The organism is Devosia epidermidihirudinis, from assembly GCF_000971295.1.
In the GTDB taxonomy this organism is placed as follows: domain Bacteria; phylum Pseudomonadota; class Alphaproteobacteria; order Rhizobiales; family Devosiaceae; genus Devosia; species Devosia epidermidihirudinis.
Genome location: NZ_LANJ01000016.1, coordinates 417,981 through 430,568, shown reverse-complemented (window position 1 = coordinate 430,568; position 12,588 = coordinate 417,981). Strand labels below are relative to the sequence as shown.

At 61.9% G+C, this 12,588-nt stretch carries 10 protein-coding genes; 1 reads left to right on the top strand and 9 read right to left on the bottom strand.

Translation table 11 applies throughout. From position 1 onward, the window contains the following. Nucleotides 1–3 precede the first annotated feature (3 nt). From WH87_RS10385 to WH87_RS10350, 8 genes are all read right to left on the bottom strand, one after another. A complete protein-coding gene (locus WH87_RS10385; RefSeq protein WP_052726434.1) occupies nucleotides 4–1,209 on the bottom strand; it encodes a glycoside hydrolase family 88 protein in 1,206 nt (401 codons plus the stop codon). Then, the gene (locus tag WH87_RS10380) at nucleotides 1,206–2,168 is read right to left on the bottom strand and encodes an aldo/keto reductase (RefSeq protein ID WP_046139221.1); all 963 of its coding nucleotides are present in this window, start codon (nucleotides 2,166–2,168) and stop codon (nucleotides 1,206–1,208) included. The genes WH87_RS10385 and WH87_RS10380 overlap by 4 nt, the downstream gene beginning before the upstream one ends. Nucleotides 2,169–2,181: 13 nt before the next feature. Continuing rightward, complete coding sequence (locus tag WH87_RS10375) at nucleotides 2,182–3,183, bottom strand: ABC transporter ATP-binding protein (protein WP_046139222.1); 1,002 nt, start codon at nucleotides 3,181–3,183, stop codon at nucleotides 2,182–2,184. Nucleotides 3,184–3,191: 8 nt separating this feature from the next. Next, on the bottom strand, nucleotides 3,192–5,120 hold the full coding sequence (locus tag WH87_RS10370; protein WP_052726435.1) for a hypothetical protein: 1,929 nt from the start codon (nucleotides 5,118–5,120) through the stop codon (nucleotides 3,192–3,194). Between the two features lie 70 nt (nucleotides 5,121–5,190). Then, on the bottom strand, nucleotides 5,191–6,642 hold the full coding sequence (locus WH87_RS10365; protein ID WP_046139224.1) for an ABC transporter substrate-binding protein: 1,452 nt from the start codon (nucleotides 6,640–6,642) through the stop codon (nucleotides 5,191–5,193). Nucleotides 6,643–6,707: 65 nt separating this feature from the next. Further along, nucleotides 6,708–7,604 carry a carbohydrate ABC transporter permease gene (locus WH87_RS10360; protein ID WP_052726436.1) on the bottom strand — a complete coding sequence of 299 codons (897 nt, stop codon included), beginning with the start codon at nucleotides 7,602–7,604 and terminating at the stop codon, nucleotides 6,708–6,710. Beyond that, on the bottom strand, nucleotides 7,604–8,524 hold the full coding sequence (locus tag WH87_RS10355; RefSeq protein WP_052726437.1) for an ABC transporter permease: 921 nt from the start codon (nucleotides 8,522–8,524) through the stop codon (nucleotides 7,604–7,606). The genes WH87_RS10360 and WH87_RS10355 overlap by 1 nt, the downstream gene beginning before the upstream one ends. Continuing rightward, nucleotides 8,524–9,558 (bottom strand): LacI family DNA-binding transcriptional regulator, encoded by a 1,035-nt coding sequence (locus tag WH87_RS10350; protein WP_046139225.1) that lies wholly within the window; start codon nucleotides 9,556–9,558, stop codon nucleotides 8,524–8,526. Before WH87_RS10350 ends, WH87_RS10355 begins: the two co-directional genes overlap by 1 nt. Before the next feature lie 116 nt (nucleotides 9,559–9,674). On the opposite strand from WH87_RS10350, the gene WH87_RS10345 reads away from it, so the two are divergent. Continuing rightward, nucleotides 9,675–11,576 carry a heparinase II/III domain-containing protein gene (locus tag WH87_RS10345; RefSeq protein WP_046139226.1) on the top strand — a complete coding sequence of 634 codons (1,902 nt, stop codon included), beginning with the start codon at nucleotides 9,675–9,677 and terminating at the stop codon, nucleotides 11,574–11,576. Between the two features lie 302 nt (nucleotides 11,577–11,878). Here the strand turns inward: WH87_RS10345 and WH87_RS10340 are convergent, their stop codons facing one another. After that, nucleotides 11,879–12,583: an SDR family oxidoreductase gene (locus WH87_RS10340; protein ID WP_046139227.1), complete on the bottom strand. Its 705-nt coding sequence runs from the start codon at nucleotides 12,581–12,583 to the stop codon at nucleotides 11,879–11,881. Nucleotides 12,584–12,588 lie beyond the last annotated feature (5 nt).

Below are 12,588 nucleotides of genomic sequence, written 5' to 3'. Positions count from 1 at the left end.
ATATCACCAGAAGAAGCGATGATGACCCGTCGCGCGCATCAGGGCCTCCATGAAGTAGTAGTCGCCATAGGGCAGCATATTGCGCGCGCGGCCCTTGGGAACGTTCGCTGCCCCCTCGTCCAGAAAGCCCTGTGCATCGGTCCGACCGGTCAGGTCGCAGCGCTGCAACAGTCCATCGAGCAGGCGCAGCCCGGTCGCGCGCCAACGCTTGCGTTCCTCGCCCTCGACCAGACTGGCGAGCAACAGATAGCCCGCAGCGGCAACGGCACCAGCGGAGCTGTCGACGATCACCTCGCCCTCGCGGGGCGCATCAAAGTCCCAGACCGGCACAAGGTCGTCGCCCATCAGCTCTTCGAACTTGCCCGCCACCTTGCGCGCCGCGTCGAGACTGAAGGTTTCGCCAGACAAGGCATAGGTCTGCGCGAAGCCGTGGATCAGCCACGCCTGGCCACGCGACCAGCAGGAGGCGTTCGAAAACCCCTGATGGGTCGCGCCGCCGACCGGGGCACCAGTCGCGGGATCGAAGGCAAACGTATGGAAGCTCGTGCCGTCCTCGCGCAGGAGATATTGCGCGGCCGAGCGTGCATGGCGCGTGGCAATCTCGGCGAAGCGAGGATCGCCTTCCTGATCGGCGGCCCAATAGAGCAGCGCTAGGTTCTGCATCGTGTCGGCGATCATGCGGCCTTTGACAAAGCGCGACCAGGCCTCACCCTTCTCGCTGTTGTCGAAGGCAACGCGCTCGTCCCACGCAAGGATATAGCCGCCGTTTTCAACAAAGCGGCTGGCCAGCAAGCGGGCGCCACCCAGGGCCCGCTCACGCGCGACCGGATTGGTGGTGAGCCGGTAATCAGCCACTGCGCTCAGCGAAAACAGAAAGCCCAGATCGTGGTCGTGCCAATCCGGCGTCACCAGCAGCTTGTCGTAATAGCTGTCGCGGACGCGCGCGCGGTCCTGAAAATAGGTGTTTCCGGTGGTCTGGTACGACAGCCACAGCGTGCCGATGCGGAATGAAGCGACCCAGTCATGCTCGGGGCAATAGGTCCAGCTCAGGTCGGCATTGCCCAGGCGCGGTGCGCGATCGCCGTCGATATCAGACACGCGCTCCAGCATGGCGATGCAACGGCCAAGCGTGGCTTCATATGGATCATGGCGAGTCAGGTCTTCGGCCAATACGGGCGTGGACCGGGCAACGGCGGGAAAAGTCATCATTTGTCCAATGAGTAGTGGCGAGCGAGCCCGCGTTCGGAAAGTCGGACCCAGAATTCGGCTGGAATGGGGAACTGGTAATTGGCCAGGTTGGACGCCAGTTGATCGCGGCTGGCTGTTGCCACCAGCAGCGATGGGACGACCGGATGGCCCTTGGCAAACTGCAAAGCGGCGGCCGGCAGCGGCACATTGAATTCGGCGCACACCGCTTCAATCTGCCGGGTTTTTTCCAGCATTTCTTCGCTGGCTGGTCTGTACTGAAACAGCGCGCCGGGAACGGCGCCCGTGGCGAGAATGCCGGTATTGAACACGCCCCCTAGCAGCAAGGAAACGGCGCGCTCCTCGCAGAGCGGGATCAGTTCGGCATCGGCCTGAGGGTCGAGCAGGCTATAGCGTCCGGCCAGCAGAATGATGTCGAGCTGCACGCGTTCGAGAACCGTCAGACAAATCTCGACGCCGTTGACGCCTAGCCCGATGGCATCGCACGAGCCCTCGCTCCGCAGCTGCTCCAACCCCCTCCAGCCTGAGTCGAACAAGTCGGCGAGGTGGCTGCGCTCACCGTTCTCGCCATAAGTGGTCGGGCCAATATCGTGCACCAGCAAGACGTTGAAGCGGTCGAGCCCCGTGCGCTGCCGGCTCTCGTCGACCGAGCGCATGATACCATCGTAGGTGTAATCCATATGACGCTGCAGCGCCCCGGTAGTGTCTGGCACCAGCAGGCGCCCCACCTTGGTGGAGATGGTGAAGTCTGCCGCCGGTTTGCCAGCGAGGAAACGGCCAATGCGCACCTCGGACACGGCGGGACCGTAATGCGGCGCCGTGTCGAAGTGCCGGATACCGGCGGACCAGGCATCTTCGAGCACGGCGTTGGCCTCGGCGTCGGTCGCCTGCTCAATGCTGGCGCCGCCGAAGGCGAGTTCGCAGATTTGGAGGGCGGTTTGCCCCACCTGACGGGAACGCATCGACGTCTGACCTCTAGTTGATGCGACGGCCTGCATCGTTGAACAGGTGCACATGCTCGGGCTGCGGCGTGACATGGATCACCTGCCCCTGCTCGGCGGCATAGGTGCCTTCCGCGCGCACGATCACCGCGCCAAGCTCGCCACCATCGGTGTGAATGATGGTGTCTGCACCCAGCTTTTCGACATAAGTAACCGTAACGGGCCAGGCGCCGGGCAAGTCCCCGATTACCAGGTTCTCCGGGCGCACGCCAAACTTGGCTGCCCCGGCCTGTTCGGCAACAGTGCCGCCGAAAATGTTCATCTTGGGCGAGCCAATGAACTCGGCAACGAAGATGCTGGCAGGCTTGTTGTAGAGATCAAGCGGCGCGCCTGTCTGCTCCACACACCCCTTGTTGAGCACAACGATGGTGTCGGCCATCGTCATGGCTTCAACCTGATCGTGAGTCACGTAGATCATTGTTGCGCCAAGGCGAGCGTGCAGCTGGGCGAGCTCGATGCGCATCTGATTGCGCAGGGCCGCGTCGAGATTGGACAGCGGCTCGTCGAACAGGAACACCTTGGGATCGCGCACGATGGCCCGCCCAATGGCAACACGCTGGCGCTGCCCGCCGGAGAGTTCGGCCGGCTTGCGCTTGAGGTAGTCTGTCAGCTGCAGAATGGCGGCAGCCTTGCGCACGCGCTCGTCAATCTCGGCCTTGGGCATGCGGGCAATCTGCAAGCCATAGGCCATGTTGTTGTAGACCGTCATATGCGGATAGAGCGCATAGGACTGGAACACCATGGCGATGCCGCGCTCGGACGGCTCGTTGTCGGTCACGTCGGCCCCATCGATGAAGATGGCGCCGGTGGTCACTTCCTCAAGCCCCGCAATCATGCGCAGCAGCGTGGACTTGCCGCAGCCGGACGGGCCAAGCAACACGGTGAACGATCCCGCGGCCAGCTCAAGCGACAGGCCCGGAATGACCTGCGTCGCGCCGTAGCTCTTGGTGACATTGTCGATTTTGATGTCGAACATGGACTTCCTCAGTCGTTTGCTTGCGACGCGAATGCTGCATAGTCGGGCAGATCGTAGCCGGGCTCGGCCACAAGGCGAGCCAGGCCGACGTCGAGCCGAACGGTTGTTGCGGGAGGCAGATCGACCACCAGATAGCGGCTGCCGACCGCCGTTGCGGCGTCGGTGCCTTCGGCGCGGACCGCGGTGATGCGGTGCTCACCATGGAAGCCGCCCTGAACCAGAACGCGACGCGTGTTGGTCTTGGACAAGTTGATCAGCTGCAGGCCGGCGCTGGCCTCGCCGATGGCAAATACCAGAGCGGCCACATCGGCGGGCAGGCCGGGACGCGCAAGGTCAGGATCGAAGTAGCGGAAGCAGGACTGGATGAAGCCGCCATTGTAGAGCGCCTGCGGGGCACCCAACGTCAGCTGGATCAGGGCCTCGGTGGTCAGCGGATTGTGGTTCTGCCAGTGATGGATATGCACGAGGCTGAGATCGGCCACATCGGTGCGGATCAGCTCGAGCCGATGCTCGACCTGCTCCATGGCATGGCGCAGCGCAATCTCGGGATATTCGGGATTGCGCCCCTCAAGGAAGGTCAGCCAGGGGCGGTCGTGACTATCGTCACCTTTGGAGTGGAACGCGTAGCTCTGCGTCCAGTCATAGGGCTCGTCGGCCTCCAGCTGGGCCATGCGCGCGCGATCGGTTTCGGACTGCGTCACCGACCAGCTGGCCACCAGATTGGCGAGGCCAATGGTCTGGAAATCAAACCAGCCGGTGTCCTTGAACCGCTTGGGCATCACATAGGTATCGTAGCGACCGGTCGCGGCGGCAGCGTTGCGAATCCAGGCATTGGAGATCGAGGATTCGATGGTGCGGAAATCTTCGATGCGCTCGCCTTTTTCATAGAGCATGTCGAAGTGGCGGCCGGGCAGATCGAGCCAGCCGGTGTCGCCAGTCAGCATGGCGGTGTTGACGGCGGCCACGGTTGCGGCGTCGATCACGCTGTCATAGCCGTGCGGCCAGCTCCAGCCATAGGCGGCGCCATACCAGCGGCCGTCGAAATATTCACCCACTTCGCCATCAAGCCCGACATTGTCGGGGATGACGCCATTATTGGCCTCGGCACGCGCCCACCAGCCACCCACATAATTGACCACCCACTGGCGGAACGCCGGTTCGCGGGTCATCAGGAAAGCGTTGGTGACAAGGCTGGTGACAGGCAGGTTGGCCACGCTGTCGCCACGGCCCATGCGCTCGTTCATTACGGCGATCAGGCGCTTGCTGTTCTCGTTGCGGCGGGGGTCGTTGTGCCAGGCGGCGATGTCGTCATAGGAGGTGATGCCGGGGATATCGTCGAACGGCAGGCCATAGGGCGCCATGCCCTTGGACCACATGCTGTCGCCGTCGATGTAGCCCCAGCGCGGCCCCTTGGAACCGTTGTGCACGGCCCGGATGATATTGTGCTCTTCGTCGTAGTTCGGCGCTTCTGGATCCGCATTCATATAGAGGCCGGCAAAGCGACGGGCACGTTCCTGCAGCATGGGATTTTCTGGGTCCGCCGCGCAGAGGAAGTAGAACAGCAGATTGCCTTCGCTCTGGTGGAACTGGTCGTATCCGACTTCGTATTCGTTGTGCACCAGCCCAAAAGCCTCACCCTGGCGGGTCATGGCTTCCCATTGGCGATGGCCGCTGGCCAACAGGTCAGGTGAGGCGCCCAGCAGGTAGGCGAGCGGGAAATTGTAGAAGGACTCGTAGAGGTCATCGAGACCATCACGCCCCTGCACCCAATCATCACGGTAGATCAGCGTGCCGTCTTCCTTGAGATACTTGGCGAGATAGGGCTCAACCGCCGTATCGAGACGCGCAAGCAGATCGCGCTCCGCGACCGCCCAGGCGGGAGGATTGGCGCAAGGCTCGCTGGCACGGATAACAGTGTGGGGAGAGGTTTTAGTCATTGCAAACAACTCTGTGCGGAGAAAAACCCGCCGGCGGCGTTAGGCGCCGACGGGTCGGTCTGGGAGGACCTTACTGTTGCGCGGCAGCCCACTCGGTGATCTGACGCTTCATCTCTTCCTGCACCTTGGCCAGGCCTGCAGCTTCAAGCGCCGCGACCTGCTGGTCGATATAGCCATCAACGTCTTCGACGCGACCGCCTTCGAGTGGCTCGAAATTGGCGAGGATCGAGGACATGGCGACGACTTCGTTTTCAACCGGCACGGTGTCGAAGGCAAAACCCAGAATGGTCGATGCCTTGGCTTCGGCATTCACAGCCTTGGCTTCGGCAGTGTCTGCCTCGTCGGTCGGCTTCTGTGGGTAGGCTAGGTAGCTATTGCCCCACACCCAGTTGATGTTTGGCCAGTACGACGCCTTGTCGGTCAGCTCGACCAGACCGCTGTCCGCACGCTTCCAGTTCACGCCTTCAATGCCCAGCGCCAGAGTGTTGAACACTTCGGCATCGGTATGGAGCAGTGTGATCAACTTGAGCGCCTCGACGGGATGCTGGCTATCGGCCGACACAGCCATCATCGATGCGTTCATAGCGCCCGTAGTCAGCACCAGCGGCGCAAATCGCTTGGTGGTGAAGTCCAGCCCCAGGAAGGCACGGTCGCCCGGACGGTCCTGCGCGCTGTCGAGGTTGAAGCCCTGCGTTCCGGCGGAGATGGCCGCGCGGGCCTGCTCGCGGTTCATCGGGTTCGGATCGGTCAGACCCGCAACGTGCCATTCACGACGCAGACGCATCAGCGCGCGGTATTCCTCGGTGGCGTAGAGGTTGACGACGTTCCGCTCAGCATCGTCCATCTTGACCACGGCGGCGGCATTTGCACCCAGCGGGGGATCAAAGCCGAACAGTTCGGGCAGTGCAGCAAGGCGGCCGCCAAAGGCGTAGAAGCCCTGGCCTTCGCCTGCAACAACCCGCTCGAACACTGGCGTCAGATCGTCGAACCAGGTGATGTCATCAACGGCGATGTCATACTTGTCCGCCAGCTCGGTCTTGACGCTGAAGCCGAAGCTCTTGGGGAAGAGCTGTTCGACTGGAATGCCATAGAGCTCACCGGCAACGCTGCCGACTGTCAGCAGTTCGGGCGAAACGGCTTCGGTCAGCTCGGGCACTTCGGCCAGATAGTCATTCAGACCCAGGAAGTTACCCTGTGCGATGTTGCGATAGACGTTGTTGGTCCATGGGGCAGTCATCGCGATATCGAAGGCCTCGCGCGAGGACATCACCAGCGTCATGCGCTGGTTGTAGTCGGCAGCCGGGATCGGCACGATATCGAGATGCGCACCAATCTTTTCCTCAAGGATTGGATTGACCGCGGCCATTACGTCGGCCACGCCCTGGGTTGTCCAGGTGCCGGTGGCGCCAAAGGGCAGCATCATGCGCAGCGTGGGCACGTCGGCGGCGACCGACAGCGCGGTGCCGGTCAGCATGAATGCGCCAACAAGCGACAGCACGGATGCCTTCTTGTTCAGTTTCATTGTCATTTCCTCCTTAATTGACGAGCGATCCGGTTTGTCCGGAATTGGTGTCGGCAGGCCCGCGCCTATTTGAACGCACCCAGAGTTGCGCCGCGGACGAGGTACTTCTGGAAAACGAGGAACAGCAGCGCAGCCGGACCGGTGGCGATCACCGCGATGGCCATGCGAACGCTCTGCGCCGGAATGGTCACCCCAAGGCTGGCGAATGTGTCGCTTTCCTGAAGAAGCTGGATGTTCTGCTGGATCTGGAACAGCAGGTACTGCAGCGTGACCTTTTCGGGATCACGGATGAAGTAGAGAACGTTGACCCACTCGTTCCAGTAGGTGAGCGCCGTCATCAGGCCGACCGTGGCCAGAGCCGGGCCCGCCATTGGCATGGCGATCTGCAGGAAAATCCTGAACTCGCCAGCGCCATCCATACGGGCCGCCTCGAATACTTCGCCGGGCAGCGCCGCAAAGTAGGTGCGCAGGATCAACACGAAGAACACGTTGACCAGATTGGGCAGAACGAGTGCCAGGTAGTTATCCACCAGGCCCAGATACTGGGTCATCAGGATGTAGAACGGCACGAAGCCGCCATTGAACAGCAAGGTGAAGAACACCAGGAACGACAACAGGCGACGGTAGCGGAAATCAGGACGCGACAGCGCGTAGGCCAGCAGCGACATGATGAACAGGCCAACCGTGGTACCCACAACCGTGATGCCGACCGTGACCATATAGGCGCGATAAATCTGCGCGCCGGTATCGGCGACATACTGGTAGGCGAAGGTGGTGAACCCCTGCGGCAACAGGGAGAAACCACGCCGCGTCAACATCGCATCATCTGAGAACGAAGCCGACACGATGAGCAGCAAAGGCATCAGCGTGACGAAGGCAAAGATGATCAGGGCGGCATGCGGCATCGCGTTGGCGATGAAGCGGTCCCAGCGGAACTTACGTTTACGAACAATGGTTGCCATCAGAACAGGGCCTTGTCTGGATCGATGCGACGGACAACCCAGTTGGCGACAATAACCAACACGAAGCCGATGACCGATTTGTAGAGATCGGCGGCGGCGCTCATCGAGACATTGCCGACCTGCACGAGGGCTCGGTAGATAAAGGTGTCGAGAACGTCGGTGCTGTCGTAGAGCAGCGCCTGGTTGAGCGGCACCTGATAGAACAGGCCGAAATCGGCGTTGAAGATATTGGCCAGCGACAGCAGGAACTGGATGATCACCAGTGGCATGATCAGCGGCAGCGTGATGGTGAAGAACTGCTGCACCTTGCTGGCGCCGTCGACGCGCGAGGCTTCATAGAGCTGCGGATTGATGGCCAGCATACCAGCCAGATAGATCAGCGTGCCCCAGCCTGTGGTCTTCCAGATCACCACCAGCAGCAGGATCAGCGGCCACCAGCCCGGGCTCTGATAGAACTCGATGGGCTGGGACAGAATGCCGTTGACGATACCGTTGCTGCTCAAAAAGCCAAAAACGAAGTAGCTGACGATCACCCAGGAGATGAAATAGGGGAACAGGAACGTCGTCTGGTAGTACTTGGCGAAACGGCTCCTGAAGACCTCGAACATCAGCGCCGAGATGAACAGGGTGAAGATGGTGCTGCCCACGATGAACAGCCCGTTGAGCAGAATGGTATTGCGCGAAGCATTGAGGGCGGCGGCGGACGAAAACAGGAATTCGAAGTTCCGGAGACCGACAAATTCGCTGCCGAAAATACCCAGGCGCGGACGGAAATTGGTGAAGGCGATCCAGCTGCCAGCCAGCGTCGCGTATTTGAACAGCAGCAGCCAGATCAGCGCAGGCAGGCACATCAACAGCAGAACCATTGTGCGCTTGCGACTGGCGGATGCCCGACGGCTTTTCTTGGCGACAGCAGCCATTATGCAATTCCTCCTGCTGTGCTCTGGACGCTGTCGCGCCAGATAATATTGGGCGGCAGCAGGGTCTGCTGCACACCGGCGCGACCCGTGATCTGATCGATCAGGATGCGACCGGCATTGAGCCCCTGCTCACGCCCAGGCAAATCGATGGTGGTGATGCGCGGCGTGGTGATCTCGGCCACCGAGTTTGGCAGGATCGACACCAGCGAAACCCGGGATGGAATGTCGATGCCATCGGCGCGCAGGCGGTTGAGGACCTGCGGCATGGCGACGTGACCGCCGATAAAGAAGCAGGCAGGCTGCTGCACGACCGAGAGGCCATCCTTGACCGCATGCACCACGCCATCGACGCTGAACTCGGTGTCGAGAACCAGCGGCTCCAGACCCAGCGCCTGCATCCCGGACTGATAGCCATCATGGATCAGGCTCGCGCTGAAGCGGCGTACCTTCTGGTTGAGGGCGTTACCAATCAGCACGATGCGCGTGTGTCCAGCCTTGGCGACGGCTTCCACCATCTCATGGGCGCCGCGCACCAGATCGACGTCGACATAGCTGATGCCGGCGATGTCTTCAGTCCGCCCCAGCAGCACGAATGGCTTGGTGCTTTCCCGTAGCGCATCCACACGCCAGTCATTGGTCTGCACCTGCAGCAGGGCAACGCCATCGAACTGTCCGGCAGTGAATAGTGAGCGCAGTTTTTCCCGCGTGGTGCTGCGCGGCAGCAGGTTGACCGAGAAGTCCTCCTCCTCGGCCGCATCCACGATGCCGGTAATATACTCGTAGGTCACGCTGCCCAGCTCGCCGGCCGAAGCATGGGGCAGGACGGCGATGACATTGCTGCGTCCGGACGCCAGACGCCGCGCGCTGGCATGGGGCTGATAGTTCAGCCGGGCCATGACTTCGCGCACCTTGATGACCGTTTTGGCCGACACATCAGGGCGATTGTTGAGAATACGGGAGACAGTCGTCACCGAGACACCCGCCGCTTCGGCGATGTCAAAAATGGTCACATTCTGTGGCGAATCTGAACTCATGCTCTCTCCCTCGGGCACTCACTCATTTTATGGTAGCGCTTCCGGTAGCGCTTTCGGTAGCGCTTCCGGTGTGCTATGTCAACGCCGCTCAACGAAGGCATCCTGAGGAGGAACACGTGGGACGCAGCATCGCCAGCATGGTCACGAGCACCCAAGACCTGCTGTCCAAAATACAAAATCCGCTCCGCGCACGCATTGCCGCGGCGGTGCAGGCGCTCCCCACAGACGGGCTCGTTGACCGCGCCGATGTGGCGCTGGCGCGTGACTGGCCGGCCCTCTCGGCCACTGGCTATCTCGACTTTGCCCGCACCGGCACGCGCCAGACTTTTGAGCGCAAAACCGCGACACGGCGGGACATTTTGCGCGATCTGGTGCTGGGCGAAGCGGCCCAGCGCGATGGCCGATACATCGAGGCCATCATCGACGCCCTATGGTCCGCCAGCGAGGAAGCCAGCTGGTGCATGCCGTGCCATCTGTTCCTGCAGGGAGCAGGCTATGGCCTGCCCGACCCTGCCGAGCCCGTCGTTGATCTCGGCGTCGGCATCGCCTCGGGCACCGTCGTCATGGCCACCCATTTGCTTGGGGATAAGCTGGACGCGGTCTCCCCGCTGATCGCCGCTCGTATGCGCCAGGCGCTGCGCGAGCGCATCCTCACCCCAAGTCAGACGCGCGATGACTTCTGGTGGATGAGCACCACCCCGCACCCGATTTTCAAGACGATCCGGATCAACAACTGGAACCCCTGGATCTGTTCGAACTGGCTGCTCACAGCCGCGCTCATCGAGACCGATGAGGACAGCTTCCGCCAGACCATCGAAAAGATCGTCGCGACCCTCGACCGCTTCGTTGCAGTGTACGGTGACGACGGTGGCTGCCCCGAGGGCCCTGCCTACTGGAAGCACGCCATGTCGGGCTTGCTGCAATGTTTGGAGATCCTCAGCCCCATCCTCGACCAGTCCGCTCTGCAGTCGGACGAACGCCTGCGCAACATGGCCCGCTTCGTCGTCGATACCCGTATTGCCGACGACTACTTCGTCAACTTCGCTGACTCAGCCCCGCGTATCGCGGTGCCCGCCTGTCTGGTGCAGCGTTGGGCCGACCTCCTCGCCGACCCCAAGCTGGATCAGTATGCCAAATGGCTGGCCCAGTCGCAGGGCCTGCCCGACACCATCGCGCCAGACCAGATCGCCGCGCTGTTGGTGGATGGTCAGAGCCTGTTCGAAGCCGTCACCAGCTTCGGCGTGCGCCCGTGCCTTGAAGCGCCCCCCGCCGCAATCGACCTGAAGCGCGACAGCTGGCTGCCCAGCCTCGACCTTCTGGTCAGCCGGGATCAGGCCAATTCCAGCCAGGGCTGGATGCTGGCGGCCAAGGGCGGGCACAATGACAACAGTCACAACCACAACGATGTCGGCAGCATCATTGTCTATCGCGACGGCCTGCCGCTGCTCGTTGACGCCGGGGTCGGCACCTATACCGAACAGACCTTCAGCGCCGCCCGCTATGAGATCTGGACCATGCGCTCGCAGTTCCACAATGTCCCCACCATTGCCGGTGCCGAACAGCCTGCGGGCCGCAGCTTTTGCGCCGATGCGGTCAGCCACAGCGTGACCGATCACACTGCCAGCCTCACCCTGCGCATGGAGCGGGCCTACCCTGCCCAGATCGGCCTTGAACACTGGACCCGCACGACACGGCTCGATCGCGGACAAGGCGTGACCATCGCAGACAGCTTTACAGCCCAATCCGCCATCGATGTCAGCCTGCATCTGTTGACGGCAGCGACAGCAATCGCGGGCCCGGACGGCACGGTTCAACTGGTGGCCCGCGAGCTATCCCCCGGCCACGTCTCCGGCGCTGCAACCATCAGCTATGACGCCAGCCTGCTCGCTCTGGAAATCGAGGAAATCCCAATCAGCGATCTCCCTCTGGTCGCCAACTGGGGCAATCATCTCACCCGCCTCACCCTGCGCCTGCGTCATCCTTCAAAGACCGCACAGCTGGCGGTGCAGCTGCACTAGTCCCAAACAAAAGGCCCCGCACTTGATGCGGGGCCTCTGACGCTTTTGCTAGATCACCGGGTGCAGAAGGCTGTCGAGATGTGTGCGCTGGAGCGCGGCTATTGATGATCGTGTCGGATACGGATGGCGATCCGGAGCGGGAGGTCGAGGTGCTCGACCAATTCTCCCCCGCGCATTGCAGGCTTCCCTCCATCGGCACCTCCACCGCCCGCCTCGGGTGACGCAGGTCTCCCGTTCGCAACGAGCCAGACTGGCAGGTACTCTGCCGCCAGCCTGAAAAGCGCACACTTGGCATCCAGCGATCAGACCGAACGCATCAGGCCGCCATCGACACGGATATTCTGGCCCGTGATGTAGCCGGCGCCGTCCGAGGCGAGAAAGGCAATTGTCGCGGCGACTTCCTGACTGGTTCCATAGCGTTTGAGCGGCACGTCGGACCGGCGCTCATCGGTTTGCGGCAGGCTGTCGATCCAGCCAGGCAGCACGTTGTTCATCCGGATATTGTCAGCGGCATAGGTGTCGGCGAACATCTTGGTGAATACCGCAAGTCCGGCTCGGCCAACCGCGGAAGTCGGAAAGGTCGTGCTCGGCTCGAAGGCCCAGGCGGTTGAGACATTGATGATCACGCCCCCACCCTGTTTCTGCATCGCTGGGGTGACAAGCCGGGTCGGCCGCACCACATTGAGAAAATAGGTATCAAGGCCCGCATGCCAATCCTCGTCAGTCAGCTCGAGGAGCTGTTTGCGCGGCCCATGACCGGCGCTGTTGACGAGGACATCGATACATCCCCACAGGCCAAGCGCCCCATCAATCAGGCGCGAGAGGTCAGCGTTGGACTGGTTCGAGCCGGTCACGCCAAACCCGTCCAGCTCCTGCGCGATCGCTTCGCCTTTCCCGGACGATGACAGGATGCCAACCTTGTAGCCGTCTGATGCGAGTTGACGCGCTGCGGCGGCGCCGATCCCGCTGCCCCCGGCCGTTACCAAAGCGACTTTTTCCATTTTGATGCTCC

What these genes read in the sequence shown, in the direction of transcription:
- WH87_RS10385 (WP_052726434.1), bottom strand. Translation starts at nt 1,209, where the DNA reads ATGATGACTTTTCCCGCCGTTGCCCGGTCCACGCCCGTATTGGCCGAA.
- WH87_RS10380 (WP_046139221.1), bottom strand. Translation starts at nt 2,168, where the DNA reads ATGCGTTCCCGTCAGGTGGGGCAAACCGCCCTCCAAATCTGCGAACTC.
- WH87_RS10375 (WP_046139222.1), bottom strand. Translation starts at nt 3,183, where the DNA reads ATGTTCGACATCAAAATCGACAATGTCACCAAGAGCTACGGCGCGACG.
- WH87_RS10370 (WP_052726435.1), bottom strand. Translation starts at nt 5,120, where the DNA reads ATGACTAAAACCTCTCCCCACACTGTTATCCGTGCCAGCGAGCCTTGC.
- WH87_RS10365 (WP_046139224.1), bottom strand. Translation starts at nt 6,642, where the DNA reads ATGAAACTGAACAAGAAGGCATCCGTGCTGTCGCTTGTTGGCGCATTC.
- WH87_RS10360 (WP_052726436.1), bottom strand. Translation starts at nt 7,604, where the DNA reads ATGGCAACCATTGTTCGTAAACGTAAGTTCCGCTGGGACCGCTTCATC.
- WH87_RS10355 (WP_052726437.1), bottom strand. Translation starts at nt 8,524, where the DNA reads ATGGCTGCTGTCGCCAAGAAAAGCCGTCGGGCATCCGCCAGTCGCAAG.
- WH87_RS10350 (WP_046139225.1), bottom strand. Translation starts at nt 9,558, where the DNA reads ATGAGTTCAGATTCGCCACAGAATGTGACCATTTTTGACATCGCCGAA.